The 18,572-nt window shown below is 44.0% G+C and carries 16 protein-coding genes; 13 read left to right on the plus strand and 3 right to left on the minus strand.

The features are described from left to right. Nucleotides 1–2: 2 nt before the first annotated feature. The gene (locus tag D0X99_RS13335; RefSeq protein ID WP_119478332.1) at nucleotides 3–521 is read left to right on the plus strand and encodes an acyl-CoA thioesterase; all 519 of its coding nucleotides are present in this window, start codon (nucleotides 3–5) and stop codon (nucleotides 519–521) included. 7 nt (nucleotides 522–528) lie between these two features. Here D0X99_RS13335 and D0X99_RS13340 read toward each other — a convergent pair whose 3' ends face one another. Beyond that, nucleotides 529–846, minus strand: coding sequence for an antibiotic biosynthesis monooxygenase family protein (locus D0X99_RS13340; protein ID WP_119478333.1), 318 nt, complete (start codon nucleotides 844–846; stop codon nucleotides 529–531). After that, complete coding sequence (locus D0X99_RS13345; protein ID WP_119478334.1) at nucleotides 843–1,436, minus strand: DJ-1/PfpI family protein; 594 nt, start codon at nucleotides 1,434–1,436, stop codon at nucleotides 843–845. Before D0X99_RS13345 ends, D0X99_RS13340 begins: the two co-directional genes overlap by 4 nt. 190 nt (nucleotides 1,437–1,626) lie before the next feature. On the opposite strand from D0X99_RS13345, the gene D0X99_RS13350 reads away from it, so the two are divergent. From D0X99_RS13350 to mgtA, 12 genes are all read left to right on the plus strand, one after another. Further along, nucleotides 1,627–2,574, plus strand: coding sequence for a DUF4097 family beta strand repeat-containing protein (locus tag D0X99_RS13350; RefSeq protein WP_119478335.1), 948 nt, complete (start codon nucleotides 1,627–1,629; stop codon nucleotides 2,572–2,574). 652 nt (nucleotides 2,575–3,226) lie between these two features. After that, entirely contained in the window at nucleotides 3,227–3,604 is a 378-nt protein-coding gene (locus D0X99_RS13355; protein ID WP_119478336.1) for a hypothetical protein, read from the plus strand. Nucleotides 3,605–3,697: 93 nt separating this feature from the next. Continuing rightward, nucleotides 3,698–6,196: a YbcC family protein gene (locus D0X99_RS13360; protein WP_119478337.1), complete on the plus strand. Its 2,499-nt coding sequence runs from the start codon at nucleotides 3,698–3,700 to the stop codon at nucleotides 6,194–6,196. Next, a complete protein-coding gene (locus D0X99_RS13365; RefSeq protein WP_119478338.1) occupies nucleotides 6,196–8,139 on the plus strand; it encodes a proton-conducting transporter transmembrane domain-containing protein in 1,944 nt (647 codons plus the stop codon). The genes D0X99_RS13360 and D0X99_RS13365 overlap by 1 nt, the downstream gene beginning before the upstream one ends. 37 nt (nucleotides 8,140–8,176) lie before the next feature. Further along, nucleotides 8,177–9,772: a SulP family inorganic anion transporter gene (locus tag D0X99_RS13370; protein WP_119478339.1), complete on the plus strand. Its 1,596-nt coding sequence runs from the start codon at nucleotides 8,177–8,179 to the stop codon at nucleotides 9,770–9,772. Nucleotides 9,773–9,975: 203 nt separating this feature from the next. After that, complete coding sequence (locus tag D0X99_RS13375) at nucleotides 9,976–11,322, plus strand: hypothetical protein (protein WP_119478340.1); 1,347 nt, start codon at nucleotides 9,976–9,978, stop codon at nucleotides 11,320–11,322. Between the two features lie 287 nt (nucleotides 11,323–11,609). Beyond that, a complete protein-coding gene (locus tag D0X99_RS13380) occupies nucleotides 11,610–12,080 on the plus strand; it encodes a Rieske 2Fe-2S domain-containing protein (RefSeq protein ID WP_233553719.1) in 471 nt (156 codons plus the stop codon). A gap of 2 nt (nucleotides 12,081–12,082) precedes the next feature. Continuing rightward, the gene (locus D0X99_RS13385) at nucleotides 12,083–13,042 is read left to right on the plus strand and encodes a DUF5777 family beta-barrel protein (protein WP_233553720.1); all 960 of its coding nucleotides are present in this window, start codon (nucleotides 12,083–12,085) and stop codon (nucleotides 13,040–13,042) included. After that, entirely contained in the window at nucleotides 13,039–13,587 is a 549-nt protein-coding gene (locus D0X99_RS13390) for a YceI family protein (RefSeq protein WP_119478341.1), read from the plus strand. Before D0X99_RS13385 ends, D0X99_RS13390 begins: the two co-directional genes overlap by 4 nt. A 154-nt stretch (nucleotides 13,588–13,741) precedes the next feature. Next, entirely contained in the window at nucleotides 13,742–14,128 is a 387-nt protein-coding gene (locus D0X99_RS13395) for a hypothetical protein (RefSeq protein WP_119478342.1), read from the plus strand. 3 nt (nucleotides 14,129–14,131) lie between these two features. Further along, complete coding sequence (locus D0X99_RS13400) at nucleotides 14,132–15,229, plus strand: VIT1/CCC1 transporter family protein (RefSeq protein WP_119478343.1); 1,098 nt, start codon at nucleotides 14,132–14,134, stop codon at nucleotides 15,227–15,229. Nucleotides 15,230–15,275: 46 nt separating this feature from the next. Next, the gene (mgtA, locus tag D0X99_RS13405) at nucleotides 15,276–17,795 is read left to right on the plus strand and encodes a magnesium-translocating P-type ATPase (protein WP_119478344.1); all 2,520 of its coding nucleotides are present in this window, start codon (nucleotides 15,276–15,278) and stop codon (nucleotides 17,793–17,795) included. Between the two features lie 54 nt (nucleotides 17,796–17,849). Here the strand turns inward: mgtA and D0X99_RS13410 are convergent, their stop codons facing one another. Further along, nucleotides 17,850–18,548: a DUF1003 domain-containing protein gene (locus D0X99_RS13410; protein WP_119478345.1), complete on the minus strand. Its 699-nt coding sequence runs from the start codon at nucleotides 18,546–18,548 to the stop codon at nucleotides 17,850–17,852. Nucleotides 18,549–18,572 lie beyond the last annotated feature (24 nt).

Below are 18,572 nucleotides of genomic sequence, written 5' to 3' on the forward strand. Positions count from 1 at the left end.
CCATGTTTGAATATAATCCGGATAAGCATTATCCGACCGAAACCGAAAGCAGAGTGGTAATCCGTTTTCAGGATTGTGATCCGCTGCGACACCTAAACAACGCGAAGTATTTTGACTATTTCTTCAATGCGAGAGAAGATCAAGTGCCCAAGTTGTATGGTTTGGAGATCATTGATCTGATCAAAACCTACAAAGCTGCCTGGGTGGTGTACAACCACAACATCAGCTATGTAAAACCGGCCATGGTCGGGGAGTGGGTTCGGATCATGAGCCGAATTCTCTGGCACAATCACAACACCATCGTGGTGGAATATTACATGACGGATGATTCCAAAACCCAATTGAAAACAGTATTGTGGTCGACCATGCGATATGTAACTCTGGCGGAAGGGAAATCTACAGACCACTCGGGGGCTGTCGAGGATTTTCTAAAAGCAACTTCGGGGAATCTGGATATTTCGCAGATGAGTATCAAGGATCGGGTCAAAGAATTGAAAGAACATATTGAAAAGGGGAAGTGATTCCCCTTTATTTTTCAAACCCATAATCCCGCTCCACGAGGGCTATCCGAGTTTTGTAGGCAGAATACCATTTTTCTCTTCCGAATTTCTGTGCGATAAGGTGATCGGTATGAGCCTTCCAGTTTTTGATTGCCTCCAGACTTTCCCAATACGAAATGGTGATTCCAAGTCCGTCCCGCACGCTTTCATGTCCAAGGTAGCCGGGTTGAAGTTCTGCCAGTCGAACCATTTCTTCAGCCATTTCTCCATAACCCTCGTCAAGGTCTGTTCTTAAATTGGAAAAAATCACTGCATAATAGGGTGGAGGAGGGGTCCTGGCGATCATGTGGCACGGAGATAAGGTGTGTATTCCATGTAGGTAGCGGTAGAGTGGGCAAGATCCGCTCCGAAAGTTTTTTCCAACAGATGCAGGGCAAGATCGATTCCTGCTGATATTCCTGCTGCAGTCCAGATTTTTTCATCGCTTTGTACAAACCGCAAGTCGGGTCGTGGAAATCCGCTGGGCACGATTTCTTTCATGCTGTCAAAAGTTTCATGGTGTGTGCAGTAAGGCTTTGTATCCAGAAAACCCATCTTTCCCAAAATCCTCGATCCGGAGCATACGCTCATGGTCCATTGAGATTGAACCGTCAGAGAGTGAATAAATGAAAGTGCTGCAGGGTTTTGGATGATTTTTTTACTGCCTTCTCCTCCGGGAATCACCAAGAAATCGAAGTTAGGAACTTCGTCAAATCCCAAATCGGGTTTTACCTGAAGACCGTTTCTTGCTCGGATGAGCTGGGAAGATTCACTGAACGTATGCACCTGAAGGTGGTCATAACCGGATAATTGCGAAGCGACCGAAAAAACTTCAAAAGGGCCTGCAAAATCCAGGACTTCCACGTCATCAAAAATTAAAATCCCTAACTGCAGCATACACTCTGATTGGTTGCTTTAAAGGTAATTTTTCTACTGACTGAAATATGAGTATGGCTTTAAAAAAAAATCAAGTCTTTGATTTTTATCAACAAAATGTAATCAATCAGCAAGAGCTGTAGCGAAGGTCTGAAAATTGCGTCTTAATCAACAGATAATCCAACCCGGTTATTTGAAAACTCAACCAACTATGAAAAAAACATTAAACTCCAGGTCAAGTGTATATCTCGGCCTTTTACTTTCAGGAGCCTTTCTTTTCAGCTCCTGCGAAAGTGAACTTGAAGTGGTTCAGACGATTGATGAAGAATTTTCAGGAGTCCAGCGGATAGAAATCGAATCCGGATTTTTGGAAGTAAACTACGAAGGAAAAGCTGGTCAAACCGGTGTTACGTTGGATGGCCTTTTAGAGTCTTCTCGTTCAGGCAATTACCAAATTGATTACAGTTTAGAAGGAAATACCCTTTTTATCGAATTGGATCAGCAGGGGATGTTTGGTGGAGGAAATCACCGTGGAGTCCTTAATCTCAGTGGTCCAAAAAACATGGAATTGAATGTGTCCGCCGGTTCGGGAAAAACACAAGTTTCCGGGATCGAATATCCAAATTTAGATATCACTTCAGGGTCGGGAAGTATTCGGCTTTATACCATAAAAGCTCCCACTATCCGTCTTCAGGCTGGTTCAGGAGCCATAGAGGGCTATAACCTAACTGGAAACGTGGATTTGGAAGCTTCTTCGGGAAAAATAATATTCGATCAATTGGCTGGGAATCTTAAAATTTTCTCCTCAAGTGGCAATGTGGAGGTAAAAAGATTGTCAGGGAAATTGAATTGTGAATTGAGTGCCGGTAATCTGGAAATGGGCGATGTAGCGGAAGTCGAAGGTCTGAAGATCAGTTCTGGAAATATCATAGGAGCTGGAGTGGGTTTGGGAGCTAAAACAAATCTGGTCAGTTCCTCTGGCAAAATTTCTATTCAGACTTTTTCCAACTTAAAGGCATTCAATTACGACTTTCAGGCGGGAAGCGGAAAAGTGACAGTTGGGCAGAGTTCCTCATCAGGTTCTTTGAAGATTGATAACGGTGCTGCACAGACCATCCGTGGATCAGTGTCCAGCGGGATAATTGAAATTAAGAATTAATTTTTTTTTGCTCAAAAGGAAGCCCTGGCCGTAAGGTCAGGGCTTATTGTTTTCATGAAATGCCAATTGTTTACTAGCGGGTTCAATTGATATCATTTTTATAAATTTTAGAAAAAAGGGTTAAACCTTTACCCCAGTTCCAGAAAAAGTTCTGGTTTGACTTAGGTCAATTAATTCTGATAGATTGATAATGAACCAACTAGCCTTCTTAATTTTGTATGCATGACGAGTAATTCAAATTTTATTTTAGAATTTAATTTGGAGTTTAACTTCGGAAAGCAGCATCCATTTCAAGTCTTTAAGCTGGCTAAAGTTTGGTTTTAGAATTAGTCTTCGAATTGGATTGATGTCTTTTAAATTATTTCAATACTGTCTTCCTTTCTGTGTCGAATCCCAAATCCGAATGGGTATTAAAAAGGATTAGTGGAAAGTTGTTCCAATCACCTACACCCCGGCCTTTGGGCCGGGGTATTGTTTTGAGTAAAAATTGAGTTTAGATGAATTAAAGAATCTCTTGAAATTGGATAAAATTTTCAGTCTGAATTGGAACTTATCTAATAATGATTCAATTTATTTATCGATTCCATAAAAATTTTCAATTGCTATTGAATTATATTAAATAGCGGTAGATTTCGAAGTCTTACCAACACAAATGATTTCTATTCTAGGTCTGATTACTCTCTTTTTGCGACTTTCCTTGGCGATCCAAGGACAGGTGGTGGAGTTGTCGGATTTAGCCATTACCGAGAATAAAATCCAATGCGCTGAGCATTCTCCATCACAGGAAATTATTTACTCCGAGTCAAACTGGCTTTCTGGAAATATCAGTTTAGCCCGAAAACTTGAAAAAGAGGAGCGTGTAGAAATAGAAGGAGAGAGTTTTCTTGGATATTTAGACTTAGTATCATTCAGTTTTCCTGAGAAAGTTTCCATTCTGATTTCCAATTCTGTCTTTGGAAATAAAGCTATTCGAGGAAGCCTTCCCCCACTTTACGATTTTTTCCATTCCTGGAAGATTCATCTGAGCTAATTTTTTTGCCTTTAGGGCTATGATTTTCCGGCATCAAGCCGGTTAAATGGGCTTTGCAGCCATTTTAAAATCATTCACTCAGAACTTATCAAAATGAAACATCACACAAAGCGTCATGCTTTTGGTGTGGAGGAAACGCTTCATGAATTAAAGCATTTCCTTCCTGCCCAAGCACCGCTCAAGGACTTTGTCCATCATAATACTTTGCATGCATTTCAGAATTTGCCTTTTCATCAGGCACTGAAGCAGGCCAAAACTCAAGTAGGATATAAAGGCTATTTGCCATTGGAATCCTACCGAAACCTCTACCGGGATGGTAAGATCAAAGGTGTCATTCTCAAAAACGTACTAGAGGATCACTTTGGAAAAGCAGAAGCAAATCATTGGGTAGTCAAACTCCTCGATCAAAAATACCAGGAAACGCAGGATTCAAAAGTAGGCTCCCTTAGAGCTCATTGGAAGACTGATTATCACTTTAACCTGGATAAAGTTGTTCACCCTTTTCTCTTCAGAATCCTTTCGGCATACCTCGATCAGGGGATTTCCATCTGGTCATTCCCAGTTGAAGCAACTGGATTTCTTGAGGCGATAAAAGGGCTTCAGGCTCAAAGTTTTTCCTCGATCCTGAAAGGAAAAAGAGCCTTAGATCTTTTGTATAATCCTGCATTAACGCTGGAAATGCTTCTGGAAATCCTGGTCGGAAATCCTGATACCTACGGTTGGTACCTTTTTGATCAGCAGTTTGCACACCCAGGTTGGTCGGGCATGGTTTCAGTTTTGGAATCTCAACCGGAATCGCTTTTGGATTCCAAATCGATCTGCCTGGAAGATGTCATCAAATTTGAATGTCTTCTGGAGATCGATGCGCTTGATCAAAAATTTCAGGAAAACTGGAATCCCATAGGTCATAGATTCCCTTACAAAACAGATGAATTGTTTGAAAACAGTCCATTTGAAGAACTGGATTTGGTGCTTCAATGCTGGCAGGAAGCCTACGAATGGAGCTATTACGATGAGGTTTTGGCTGGGATTTCATCAGTTGGAGGTATTCCAAAATCCCCGGATGCCCCAAGTTTCCAGGCCCTGTTTTGTATTGATGACCGGGAATGTTCCACACGGAGACACTTGGAATATATCGATCCGGAATGTGCCACTTTTGGCACTCCCGGATTCTTCAATGTGGAATTTTATTTTCAGCCCGAATTTGGAAAGTTCCATACCAAATCCTGCCCTGCACCCGTCACTCCGAAGTATCTAATCAAGGAGTCAGCTAACCATAAGAAACTGGCCAAGGATGCACATTTCCACCAAAATAGCCATTCGCTGCTGAGAGGTTGGGTTAGCGCTCAGACCTTGGGTTTCTGGTCGGCTGTCAAGCTGGTAGGAAATATCCTGAAGCCTTCCAGTTCTGCTTTGGAGGTGTCTTCCTTCAAACACATGGACCCAAAAGGTACACTTACCATTGAGTACCAAGGACTGGAAGAAGGTGGCCTTCAGGTGGGATTCAAAGTGGAGGAAATGGCCGATCGGGTAGAGGGTTTGCTTAGAAGTATCGGATTGTTGGAGAAGTTTTCTCCTTTGGTTTACCTTATCGGGCATGGTGCATCCAGTATCAACAATACGCATTATGCGGGATACGATTGTGGCGCATGCTGCGGTCGTCCGGGTTCTGTAAATGCCCGTGTGGCAGCAGCTATGGCCAATCATCCAAAAGTCCGTGAAATCTTGGGACTTCGTGGGATCGAAATTCCTGAATTCACCCAGTTTCTCGGGGGATTGCATGACACTACTAAAGATGAGATCGAATACTACGATGTGGATCTTCTGTCTCCAGAAAACCTTGCACTCCATCTGGAAAATAAGCCAAAGTTTAGCCAGGCACTTGACTTCAATGCGCTGGAGCGATCCAGAAGATTTGATACGCTGAAAAAGAACAAGCCGCTAAGAGGAATCCATGAAGCGGTGAAAAAGAGAGCTTTCTCCCTTTTTGAACCCCGTCCGGAATACAATCATGCTACCAATGCCCTTTGTATTGTCTCCAGAAAGTCCACCATCAAGGGCTTGTTCTTTGACCGTAGGGCATTTTTGAATTCTTATGATTATCGTAAAGATCCGGAGGGAAAGGCTTTGGCCAAGATCCTTGGAGCTGCAGCGCCAGTCTGTGGGGGGATCAATCTGGAATACTATTTCTCCAGAATGGACCCTGACAAACTCGGAGCTGGTACCAAATTGCCTCACAATGTAATGGGATTGATTGGGGTGGCTAATGGGGCTGACGGGGACTTGAGAACCGGTCTGCCTTACCAAATGGTTGAAATTCACGATCCCATCCGGCTTCTTATGATCGTGGAACAATATCCGGAAGTGGTCATGAATGTAATCCGAGCCAATCCTGCCACCTACGAATGGATCAAGAATTATTGGGTTCATTTTGTGGTGATTGATCCGTCGACCAAAACCTTTCTGAGATTTAAGGACGAAGGCTTCGTGAATTACATACCAGAATCTCACATTGAGCACTTGGATCACCTCAAGGATAAGCTCATGAGCACCAAAGAAAACCTTCCTGTTTACTTAATCGACTCACTTTAATGGAACTCTCAGCATGGATTCAACTGATGATTGGGATACCTCTTGTCGGTTTTATTGTAAGTATTCTGGTTCCTGAAAATCAGGAAAAAATCCTTTCCAGAGTGGCCTTTTACACTGCTGGACTGAATTTGCTCAGCGTCTTGGTGTTCTTGGTGTTTTGGGCATTGGCGGGATTTGAAGCTTTGAATCTCAAGGAATTTGTTCTTTACAAAACGGAACACTTTGAGTTTTTGGTGGATTTCTTCTTTGATCGGGTAGGAGCTGTGTTTGTGGTGATCGGTGCGATGCTTACCTTCCTCATTACCTTTTACAGCAGATATTACCTGCATCGTGAAAGTGGCTACAAGCGGTTTTTCAACACGGTCTTGTTTTTCTACCTCGGCTTTAACATCACCGTTTTGGCCGGAAATTTCGAGACGCTTTTCATAGGCTGGGAAATCTTGGGCTTGTCCTCATTCCTATTGGTGGCCTTCTATCGGGAGAATTACCTACCGACCCGAAATGCGATCAAGGTCTTTTCGATCTATCGGATTGGGGACGTGGGATTGATTCTGGCTATGTGGGCGAGTCATCACCTTTGGCACGAAAACATTACTTTCCTGAAGTTGAACAATGCCGAATTGGTATCTGAGCATTTGGCGGGTCATTCGGGAATAGGAATGTTTATTGCCTTGATGTTGCTCCTTGCCGCTGCTGCCAAATCCGCACAGTTTCCTTTCTCTTCGTGGTTGCCTCGGGCAATGGAAGGTCCCACTCCATCCTCTGCCATTTTCTACGGCTCACTTTCGGTTCACCTGGGCGTGTTTCTCCTGATGAGAACTTTTCCTTTCTGGGAAAACCAGCTTTTCGTTCGAATTCTTATTGGTTTGATGGGCTTGGTTACTGCAATTGTATCCACCATGATCGCAAGGGTTCAGACTTCTGTCAAAACTCAAATCGGATATGCCTCGCTGACCCAGATTGGGATCATGTTTATTGAAGTTGCTGCAGGATTGGAAGCACTTGCCTTAATACACTTTGCAGGGAATGCTTTCCTGAGAACATACCAGTTGCTGGTATCTCCTTCGGTGGTAAGCTATTTGATTCGAGAGCAGTTTTACGGATTTGTGCCTAAATCCAAAGTCCAAAAGTCTGGATTCATAAATCGATTGACTACCTCATTCTACGTCTGGAGTTTAAAGGAGTGGAACCTGGACCGATTCATCAATCAGGTAGTGTTCCGACCATTGAAGACACTTGGACACAAAATGGATTTTCTGACCTATAAGTCAGTTCTTCTGTATTTCGTGCCAAGTTACCTGATAGGTTTGACCTTGCTCCTGATCGGATACAATCTTCCTCCGCAGATCCATTCCTGGTTGCCATTGGTGTTTGCCTTTATCGCATTGTTGATGGTTTTGAAGTCCTTTACAGAGCGGAAATCAGCCCGACTCAGCTGGACTATGCTATTGATGAACCATTTCTGGATGGTCTTGGCAATTGCTGAAAATGAGAATTTCTCCGGGGAAGAAATTGCCATGTATCTCAGCGGGGTGATTTTCTTCGGAATCTCAGGATTGGTGGTGATTTCTTGGATGAAAAACAACATCGGTCAATCGGGTCTCTTTGAGTATCATGGCTACATCCGCCGATTCCCTTTTCTTGGATTTCTATTTCTCCTGAGCACCTTGGGCTTGATGGGTTTTCCACTTTCCCCAACATTCATCGGAGAAGATTTGCTCTTCAGTCATATCCATGAAGATCAATATGTGCTGGCATTCTTTGCTGCTTTGGCCTTTGTAATGGAAGGGATCGCAGCAGTAAGGATTTTCTCCAGATTATTCCTTGGGAATAAACGTCAGGAACCGGAAGTAACGCTCGGTGATTCCCTTTCCGCCCGATTCAACCTAAACGGAACCTATTCCGAGGTTTTCAAAAAATCAACTTTCAAAAATTCCATTTGATCTATCAAGGGGGTAATTCCTCAAAAAAATTATAATCATGAAAAAAGAAACAAAACTTCAACCACCTAGTGACGGCTGGAAAGGCCTGATTGAGAATTTCGGTTCTGATGCGAGTGCTGGGTTTGTGGTATTTCTGTTGGCCTTGCCCCTGAGTTTGGGAATTGCCAAAGCATCTGATTTCCCTCCCATTATGGGTTTGGTTACTGCCATTATTGGAGGTATTCTAGTCAGTTTGATTTCAGGTTCAAGGTTGACGATCAAGGGACCTGCTGCGGGTTTGATCGTAGTGGTCGCCGGATCCGTAGCAGACTTTGGAGGTGGGGAGACCGGATGGAAACTTGCCTTGGGCGCCATGGTGGTCGCAGGCTTGGTACAGGTTCTATTTGGGGTACTTAAGCTGGGTAAATTGGCTGATATTTTCCCACTTTCAGCTATCCATGGGATGCTGGCAGCCATCGGGATTATCATCATTGCCAAACAGATTCCTGTTTTGTTGGATGTAAATCCTGAAATGTACAAGGGGATGAGTATAGTGGGAATGATTACTTCAATTCCTGATTTTATTGCCAATTTCGATCCGCGTGCCACACTCATAGGGGTATATAGCTTGGCCATTATGTTGGGTTGGCCGTATTTGAAGGATTTTAAATTGGGTAAAATCCCAGCTCCATTGATGGTCCTAATCGTAGCGATTCCTTCTGAACTGGCAATGGATTTTGAGCATACAGAGCCTCCCTATGCTTTACTACATATCGGAAACTTGGTGGAAAATGTGAAGTATAACGCAGATTTCTCAGGGATAGCCATGACTGGAATCTTCATAAAATATGTGATCATGTTTGCCTTGGTGGGTACTTTGGAGTCATTACTGACCGTAAAGGCGATCGATATGGCTGATCCCTTCAAACGTAAATCAAACAATGACAAAGACTTGATCGCAGTGGGTGTTGGTAATACCGTAAGTGCGCTCTTAGGTGGTTTGCCGATGATTTCTGAGGTAGCTCGTAGTTCAGCAAACGTTAATAATGGTGCTAAAACCAGATGGGCCAACTTCTTTCATGGATTTTTCATCCTTGCGTTTGTTTTGGTAGCAACGCCAGTGATTGAAATGATTCCAAACTCGGCTTTAGCTGCTATGCTGATCACCGTAGGGATCAAACTTGCCCATCCAAAGGAATTTGTCAACACCTTCAAAATTGGAAAAGAACAGTTGGCTATCTTCCTGGTGACTATTGTTTTTACCATTTTCGAGGATTTGTTGATTGGTATTGCTGCAGGAATTATCCTGAAAATGATTCTTCATGTGATTCATGGTACGCCGATCAGTTCATTCTTCAAGGCTCCAACTGTGGTGTCTTTTGACAAAAATGAATACCTCGTGGAAATCGACAAGGCGGCCATTTTCTCCAACTTTTTGGGAATCAAACGCAAACTGGAAGAAATTCCTGCAGGATTCAATGTGACCATTGATTTGAAAAACACCAAACTGGTCGATCACTCGGTAATGGAAAATCTGCACCATTTTCAGCATGAGTATGAGGAAAATGGGGGACACGTCCGAATCATAGGCTTGGAAAACCATAAGCCGGTTTCCGATCATAAGCTGGCTGCTCGAAAACTGGCCCAATCCTGATCCAATCAGATGGATAGATTTCGGAAAAGACTGAACAACAACTTCGCGAAATCAGCACTCAATCCCCCGCTTTTAAGAAAGTGGGGGCCATACTGCCCTGCTTTTCCAATCTCCTAATTAAACCTCAAACCTGGTTTAACCCGACTTCGGGTACCGTATTCACGGTACCCAGGAGTCTTATTTTCAACTTTAATCAAGATACCGTGAAAAAAATAATCCAAATACTTCTGTTAGCGGGTTTACTGATCATGGCAATTATCATCACTGCCAAAGCCCAGACGGACAAGGAAGTCAAATTATTTCTGAATTCAGAACAGACCCATTGGGTCAAAGGAACCGGATTAGGTCAAATCTGGGTAAGATATACAGATATGAACCCCGGATCTACCATTTATGGGACTGCCAAAGACAATGCGTTTGATGTGGGACTCCGCCGGGTGCGCTATCAGGTGATGGGGCAGATTACCGACCAGGTTTTTATATACACCCAATTTGGGATTAATAGCTTTGGGTCCCTTTCAGGCCGTAAACCCGGACTTTTCCTGCATGACGTGACCGCAGAATATGCGGTGGTCAAGTCCAAACTCAGTTTGGGTGCCGGCTTGCATGGATGGAATGGTACAGTCCGCTACTCTTCCTCTTCGGTAGGAACCATCCTGGGATTGGATTTGCCTTACATCGAAGAAGCTACCAATGATATCACCGATCAGTTTGTTCGAAAACTGGGCGTCTATGCAAAAGGTCAGCTAGGTTCTTTGGATTATCGGGTTTCGGTGTCGAATCCTTTCCCGATTCAAACTGCCCTAAACGCCGTTCCGACCTTGCCTGAAAATGTTTCCAATATTGCCTATTACAGCACAGCAGCACCCGCCATCAATTATCAAGGGTATTTCTTCTGGCAGTTTTTGGACAAGGAGGCCAATCAAATCCCCTACATGATCGGGACTTATCTGGGCAAGAAGAGGGTCTTCAATATTGGAGGAGGATTTTCCACCCAAGACCATGCGATGGAGTATCGGGAATCGGAGGGAGGTCAGGTAATTCAGCAAGCCAGTAAGCAGTTTGGGGTGGATGTCTTTTACGATGCACCACTGAACAAAGAAAAAGGAACTGCCATCACAGCTTATGCTGCCCTAATCGATTACGATTTTGGGCCCAACTACCTGAGAAATGCCGGAGCTATGAATCCTGCCAATGGAGTAAACGCACAAGGATCGTTCAACGGTCCTGGAAACAATGCTCCCCTCATCGGCACTGGACAGGTTTACTACACCCAAGTGGGATATCTGATGAAAAAGGACCTCTTGGGCAAATTAGGCACCCTTCAACCCTATGGGCAGCTCATCGTGTCGGATTATGATCGGATTGAAAAACCGATTACCATTTACGACATCGGGGTCAATTGGCTGCAGGCTGGTCACCGATCAAAGCTTTCTTTGGATTACCAAAGCCGTCCGGTTTTGGCTAAGGGTGATACTGAAAAGTTGGTCAAAAATGAACCAGATCCACGAAAAGGAATGCTGGTTCTGCAATACCAATTTTCATTTTGATTAAGGTTTTATTGATAAGTTTTGGGATAGCCCCGGGGGATTCTTCCGGGGGTATTTTTTTGAATTTATCTATAGATAGCAGCTTAAAAGTCCTGAAGTCAGGCAAGTGTTATTTTCAAAAAAAGAATAAACAAATTCAACTTTTTCGATTACAAAAGTCCCGATAGATGAGACTAACGGCTAGGAAGGATTCCATTCTGTTTTCTTTAAGCCAATCTTAAGAATACCCTAAGAAAGCCTGAAGGAATGTACCGCTAAATTTACTTAACACCCTAAAAGTCAAGTTTATGAATGAGAAAATGAACCGCATGGAGTTCCTGAAATCCCTTGGTTTGAAGGGAGCTTCACTCTTTGCAGTGTATTGTGCTGCTTCCGGGTTGAGCAGCTGTGTCAATGAAAGCATGGATCCAACTTTGCCTCCTCCTACCTCAGGAGGAACCAACCCTCCGGCGAATACCAACGAAATAGTCCTTGATCTTACAAGTCCCACCTATTCCAAGTTGAATACGGTGGGCAATTATGTGATCGTAAACAGCATTGTTGTCGCCAGAGTGTCCACTTCTGCATTTGCAGCAGTGACCCAAGTTTGTTCCCATGAGGGAAAAAAGAAAGTTTATTACCGGACTAACGAGTTTTATTGCCCGGAACACGGGGCAAGATTTGATACGGCTGGGAAAGGGCTAAACTCCACTGGATCCAAAGGGCTGAAAACTTATCGTACTCAATTCAGCGGAACCACCTTGACTGTTTTCTTATAATCATGAATTCCTTCCTACAAAAGGTTTTAATTGCCTTGGCACTTTCAGCCTTGATTGCGATGTGTTGGGTACCGGAAGCAAAGGCCCAGGATGACTTGCTTAAAATGCTGGAAGATGAACAGTCCAAGGAGACGACCTACACGCTTGCAACCTTTAAAGCTTCCCGGCTCATCAATGGGCAGACCATCGAAACCGTTTCCAAAAACCACCTCAACTTTTGGATTTCCCACCGATTTGGGGCAGTCAACAGTGGATTTATTGCCAATTTCTTTGGATTGGATGAAGCAAAAATCCGACTGGGCTTGGAATATGGTCTGACGGACAATTGGTTGATTGGAGCAGGTCGAAGTTCATTGGAAAAGACCTATGACCTATACACCAAGTACAAGGTGCTCAGGCAGTCCAATAAATTTCCGGTCACCGTTACCGGTCTTGCTGGTTGGGCGATCAATACCATGGAGACCGGCTATGTGATGGAATCCGGTGCCGAAATGCGCTTCAATGATAACCTGGAGCGCTATTCCTACTGGGGACAGGCATTAATTGCACGCAAATTCAATGAGAAACTTTCCCTCCAGGTCATGCCGACTTTCCTCCATTACAACAAGGTTGAGCATCCGTCCATTCCCAATGACCTTTGGGCGTTAGGGTTTGGTGGTAGGTATAAACTGACCAAGCGATTTACACTTTCAGGAGAATATTACCATGCTTTTTCAGATCCTGGAGCCTATGAGGCAAGTACCGGAAAAGCCTATCCCTACCACGATGCCATCTCAATAGGAGTGGATATCGAAACCGGTGGTCACGTCTTTCAGCTGCACTTTACCAATTCCCGAGGAATGATCGAAAAGCATTTCATCGGGCAAACGGTAGGTTCCTGGGAGGATGGAGACATTTACTACGGATTCAACATTGCCAGGACATTCAGCTTTGACAAAGGCGCCAAACACAAAGACAAATGACAGCCAACTTAAAATTAATCGCCCTTCTGTTCCTTGTACAAATTGGTTATTCCCAAGGACAAACGCTGTACGGCACCTCCACGGGAGAGGTCTCATTTTATTCGGACACTCCTCTTGAAACCATCGAAGCGGTAAACAAAAAGACCGGATGTATCATCAATGCGACATCCCGGGAACTGGCCGTACAGATGAAAATCACTGATTTTGACTTTCCAAATAAGTTGATGCAGGAACACTTCAATGAAAATTACCTGGAAAGCGAAAAGTACCCCACCGCCAGCTTTAAAGGAAAAATCAAAGAAGCGGTGGACCTTACCGTATCAGGCACTTATTCGGTGACTGCGGAAGGAAGTCTGACTATCCATGGAGTGACTAAACCTGTATCTGTAAAGGGTACCCTTGTTTCATCAGGAAGCGAACTGAAGTTGGACTTCAAGTTTCAGGTGAGGACGGAAGACTATAAGATTGAGGTTCCTTCTCTGGTAGTGACCAAAATTGCCGAGACCATCGATGTGACTGGTAAGATTACCTTGGTTAAGAAATAGGAATTGAATTGATAGGGGTAGAAAAGGGAGGTCTGTGGCTTTCCTTTTTTTATTTCCTCATCGCTTGAAATTAGCAATGGGATAAAAACATAGTCATGGGCACTTAGGAATAAAGGTTAACTTAGACTAAGTTTTTTTCTATCCAATCTACTGTATGAATCACCCTAAGATTCCTTCCCGAAAGGTCCTGGAACACAAAAACCAAAAAGTGTTAGCACTCCCGTTGTTTCTAATACGATTGGGTCGGTTTGCCTTGTTTGCTTTTTCTTTGGTTGCATTTTCCGTGGGTTTTGGAACGATGGGTTACCATTTTATTGCAAATCTATCCTGGCTGGACAGCTTATACATGTCCTCTATGATCCTTACGGGAATGGGCCCAGTAGCAGACATGACCACTGATAATGCTAAGTTGTTTTCTTCTTTCTATGCACTTTACAGTGGAGTGGCTTTTTTGAGTATTTCAGCAGTCTTTTTTACTCCGATCATACACCGTTTGCTTCATATACTTCATCTCGAAGACTCTAATCCCCAAAATGGATAAGCTATGAACCTGAAAAACATTCAAACCGAAATTGACGCCGGGTACCTCTACCAACTTTTGGCGGATCATGAGGAAGACAAAAATGTAGCCGCGGTTTTCCGTCAAATGAGTGAGATCGAGCATACCCATGCCTTGGCTTTTGCGAAAAAATTCAACCTCGATTTGGCGCAGTTGCCAGGACCATCTGGAAGAGCTAAGACTTTGGCCTTCATCGGCAAAATCTTCGGCTATGACTATGTGCTTGGAGTCTTATTGGACACCGAGAAAAGTATCTCCACGGCCATCGCAGGGGCAAGGAAGAAATCCAATTCCACTTCTTCCATCTCTGACACTGCCCATGTTACAATCCTGAAAAACATCCTAAACACTTCAAAAACGGTCTCAGGATCCAATCTGGCTCGATTTGAAAAGCGGCATCGCTCAGTGGGAGGAAATGCGCTTCGGGCGGCGGTCCTAGGCGGAAATGACGGCCTGGTGTCCAACTTCAGTTTGGTAATGGGAATCGCCGGTGCCACGAGTGGGCAGGAAACGGTACTGCTGACTGGACTTGCAGGCCTTTTGGCGGGAGCCTTATCGATGGCTTTGGGCGAATGGATCTCAGTGAAGAGTTCTCAGGAACTTTATGAAAATCAAATGAGCCTGGAAATGGAAGAGTTGCAAGCCAATCCCGAAGGGGAAGAAAAGGAGCTGGCTCTCATTTACCTTTCCAAAGGAGTTCCTGAAGCTCAGGCGATTGAAATGGCTAAAAATGTGATTAGCAACAAAGACCACGCACATGAGATTTTGGTCAAGGAAGAGCTGGGAATCAACACGGAGGATTTGCAAGGGTCGGCAATGGAAGCGGCCATCACTTCTTTTGTATTGTTTGGAGTGGGGGCGATCATTCCGGTGATTCCATTTATGTTTCTGGGAGGACTCAAGGCCGTTTTGGTGAGTGCCCTGTTCAGTGCGATCGGACTTTTTGGAATTGGTTCGGCCATTACCCTATTCACCGGGAAGTCCATTTGGTTTTCCGGATTTCGTCAGGTGCTTTTTGGCCTGGCTGCGGCAGCAATCACCTTTGGAATCGGTAAATGGATCGGAGTTTCAATTGCAGGTTAGTCCTTATGTACTTACTTAAAATGAAGCTGAAAAAATAGTATTCCGAATGAGAGTCGGACCAGCACCTGATTTCTGGAAGTATGATGCGGCTTATTGGTTTCAGCAAACCGGTAGCTCTGAAATGGGTTTGTCTCAACAGGAAGTTGAAAAGATTTTAAAAAAACAGGGAATCCAACCAAGAACGTATTCCAGATTAAGGCAGGATTTTGTCCTTTTTATCCGGCAGTTTAAAAGCCCAATCATGCTCTTGATGATTGGAGCAATTTTTATCTCAGCATTCGTCGGGGAGACGTCCGATGTATTGATAATTCTGACTATTGTGTTGTCCTCGGGCTTCCTCAGTTTTTTTCAGGAAAGAAATGCAGGGCGAGTAGTGGAAAAGCTAAAATCCATGCTTTCTATCAAAAGCACTGTGCTGAGAAATGGATCCCCTCAGGATATTCCGGCAGGGATGATTGTACCTGGTGATGTGATACTTTTCAATGCTGGAGACCTAATTCCTGCGGATTGTCTCCTTTTTGAAGCGGATGAACTTCATGCCAATGAATCCAGCCTGACGGGGGAATCTTTTCCAGTGAGAAAATCTGCTGGACTCGTTGATGAACAGGCCGATTTGGTAAAAAGGACCAATTGCCTTTGGGAAGGTACCAACATCGTGAGTGGTACAGGAAAGGCCTTGGTAATTCAAACAGGGGAGGACACCTTGTTTGGAGCGATTGCCAGGAGTGCTACGACGGTCACTGAGACCAGTTTTGAGAAAGGACTGAAAGATTTTGGCTATTTTCTCACGAAGATCACACTGGTCTTGTCCATTTTTATTTTGATCGTAAACCTGCTCAATGGCAAAGGGATAATTGATTCAGCATTGTTTGCATTGGCTTTGGCTGTTGGTATGGCCCCCGAACTTTTACCAGCCATATCCTCCATCGCCATGAGTCAGGGAGCCAATCGCCTGCTCCAAAAGAAAGTGATTGTAAAGAAGCTTTCCGCGATCCAAAACCTTGGCGAAATCAACCTGCTTTGTACCGATAAAACCGGGACGATCACGGAGGGAACTATTCGGGTTTCAGGTTTGAAAGATCCGTTTGGACAGGAAAGTGAATTGGTGAAGCAGTTGGCCTATTGGAATGCGAGCTTAGAGTCCGGTTATTCCAATCCCATCGATGAAGCCTTAAAACTCCTCCTAGTCGAGTCAAAAAAGATTCCTGAGAAAATCGGTGAGGTTCCCTATGATTTTATCCGGAAGCGATTGAGCATTGGCGTTCGGACAGAGGTAGATTTGATGCTGATCAGCAAAGGGGCTTTTTCACAGATACTTAGTATTTGTACGCAGATCCGTCTCCCGGATGGTAAAATCGCTGGACTGAGTCCTTTTATCCCTGAAATTGAAAACAGATTTGAGGAGTATGGAAAGCTGGGAGCTCGGGTGATTGCGATTTGTTACAAAAACCTAAACGCGACGATGGTCTCAAAGGAGCTGGAGGTGGAAATGATCTTTGCAGGGTTCATTTTACTTCAGGATCCCGTGAAGAAAGGAATCGTCGAGACGATAGGAGAGTTGAAAAAGCTAAAAGTTGGACTGAAAATCATCACAGGTGACAATAGAAATGTGGCACTTGCCATTTCGCAAAGCATCGGGATCGAAAATCCGATGGTCTTGACCGGCAAGGACCTGATGAGCATCAATCCTGAGGCCCTGAAGCAGTTGGTTCGGAATACGCATGTTTTTTCGGAAGTTGAACCTCAGCAAAAAGAGCGGATCATTCTTGCACTCAAGCACAGCTTTACGGTCGCCTATATGGGAGATGGAATCAATGACGTTTCTGCCATCAATGCAGCCGATGTGGGAATTTCCGTTGAAAATGCAGTCGATGTAGCCCGTGAGGCCGCTGATTTCGTTTTGACCGAAAAGAACATCCTGGTTTTGGTGGATGGAATCAAAGAGGGGAGGAAGACTTTTGCCAATACGCTAAAGTATCTTTACATCAGTACTGGGTCTACTTTTGGAAATATGTTCAGCGTCGCCGGTGCTTCGTTGATCTTGCCGTTTCTTCCCATGCTTCCCAAGCAAATCCTGCTTACCAATTTACTTTCAGATTTTCCTTTTATCACGATTGCTTCCGATTCGGTAGAAGAAGAACAGCTCAAAAAACCCGGAAAATGGGACCTCAAAGTGATTCGAAAGTACATGCTGATTTTTGGGTTTCACAGTGCCGCGTTTGATATAATCAGCTTTTTTACGCTTTTCTTTTTGCTGAAATCGAGTGAATCCGAGTTCCAGACCGGATGGTTTATTGAGTCAATAATTTCTGAGCTTTTCATCCTTTTTATCATCCGTACCCACAGAAAGTTTTACCAATTCAAACCCAGTGGCTACCTGATGGCTTTCAGCATTTTTGCACTTACGGTGACCTTGGGACTGCCATATCTTCCCTTCGCGGAACGGATTGGCTTGGCACCGCTACCTTTTACCAATCTAGCGGCCATAGGATTGATTCTTTTAGCCTATGTACTTACAGGTGACATACTCAAAGTTTGGTTTTTTAAGAAGCACCGAAACATCTGAATAAAATAGAATGAACTTGAAATCCACGGATCACAGGTTCTTAACCATCATATTTTACTCTCTTTTCTCCTTAATCTTCTTCAATAAATCTTCCAGATAGTCCACTTGTACTTCCTGGATTTCAAGCAGTTTTTTGTTTTGGTGGACAAGCAAATGGTCAATTTTTTCGCCGAGTAGCTTAATTTCCAATTCAGCTTTCAGGTTGATTTTATAATCGTGTTCAGCCCGCTGCCGGTCTTTAGCTTCCTGCCGGTTTTGGCTCATCATGATGATGGGGGCCTGAATGGCAGCGAGGCATGACAGCATGAGATTGAGCAGAATAAAAGGAAATGGATCAAAAGGTTTTGTCACCAGAAGGAACCCATTGATAAAAATCCACCCCAATAAGAAGGAAAAGAAAGCAATGATAAAAGTCCAGCTTCCCCCAAAAGAAGCAATTCGATCTGCCATTCGTTCGCCTAGGGTAAGCTCAGTTTCGGTACTTTCTTCGATTTTCTCTGATAGCACGGAATTTTCCCGGATTGCCTTCATCACTTCCCGGTCAAGCAGGGCAAGTTCCCCGCGTTCCAATTCCATGAGGTGAGAAAGATACAGCCGGCGGTAAAGATTGAGTTCATCCAGGGAAATATAGCTGTCCACTGAGAAGCCAGGGTGATCGGTGTGGATCAATTCAAAAATACCCGCGCGGATCTCGGAGCCTTGGATGCTTTCTCCTTTGGGGATGGGCTTTTTGCTGATAAAGCTGGATTTCATAGTGAGTAAGAGTTGGTAGAATTT

Origin of the sequence: Algoriphagus lacus, assembly GCF_003583985.1 — a bacterium.
Classification (GTDB): domain Bacteria; phylum Bacteroidota; class Bacteroidia; order Cytophagales; family Cyclobacteriaceae; genus Algoriphagus; species Algoriphagus lacus.

What these genes read in the sequence shown, in the direction of transcription:
- D0X99_RS13400 (WP_119478343.1), top strand. Translation starts at nt 14,132, where the DNA reads ATGAACCTGAAAAACATTCAAACCGAAATTGACGCCGGGTACCTCTAC.
- D0X99_RS13345 (WP_119478334.1), bottom strand. Translation starts at nt 1,436, where the DNA reads ATGCTGCAGTTAGGGATTTTAATTTTTGATGACGTGGAAGTCCTGGAT.
- D0X99_RS13370 (WP_119478339.1), top strand. Translation starts at nt 8,177, where the DNA reads ATGAAAAAAGAAACAAAACTTCAACCACCTAGTGACGGCTGGAAAGGC.
- D0X99_RS13365 (WP_119478338.1), top strand. Translation starts at nt 6,196, where the DNA reads ATGGAACTCTCAGCATGGATTCAACTGATGATTGGGATACCTCTTGTC.
- D0X99_RS13390 (WP_119478341.1), top strand. Translation starts at nt 13,039, where the DNA reads ATGACAGCCAACTTAAAATTAATCGCCCTTCTGTTCCTTGTACAAATT.
- D0X99_RS13355 (WP_119478336.1), top strand. Translation starts at nt 3,227, where the DNA reads ATGATTTCTATTCTAGGTCTGATTACTCTCTTTTTGCGACTTTCCTTG.
- D0X99_RS13395 (WP_119478342.1), top strand. Translation starts at nt 13,742, where the DNA reads ATGAATCACCCTAAGATTCCTTCCCGAAAGGTCCTGGAACACAAAAAC.
- D0X99_RS13335 (WP_119478332.1), top strand. Translation starts at nt 3, where the DNA reads ATGTTTGAATATAATCCGGATAAGCATTATCCGACCGAAACCGAAAGC.
- D0X99_RS13340 (WP_119478333.1), bottom strand. Translation starts at nt 846, where the DNA reads ATGATCGCCAGGACCCCTCCTCCACCCTATTATGCAGTGATTTTTTCC.
- D0X99_RS13360 (WP_119478337.1), top strand. Translation starts at nt 3,698, where the DNA reads ATGAAACATCACACAAAGCGTCATGCTTTTGGTGTGGAGGAAACGCTT.
- D0X99_RS13410 (WP_119478345.1), bottom strand. Translation starts at nt 18,548, where the DNA reads ATGAAATCCAGCTTTATCAGCAAAAAGCCCATCCCCAAAGGAGAAAGC.
- mgtA (WP_119478344.1), top strand. Translation starts at nt 15,276, where the DNA reads ATGAGAGTCGGACCAGCACCTGATTTCTGGAAGTATGATGCGGCTTAT.
- D0X99_RS13380 (WP_233553719.1), top strand. Translation starts at nt 11,610, where the DNA reads ATGAATGAGAAAATGAACCGCATGGAGTTCCTGAAATCCCTTGGTTTG.
- D0X99_RS13350 (WP_119478335.1), top strand. Translation starts at nt 1,627, where the DNA reads ATGAAAAAAACATTAAACTCCAGGTCAAGTGTATATCTCGGCCTTTTA.
- D0X99_RS13385 (WP_233553720.1), top strand. Translation starts at nt 12,083, where the DNA reads ATGAATTCCTTCCTACAAAAGGTTTTAATTGCCTTGGCACTTTCAGCC.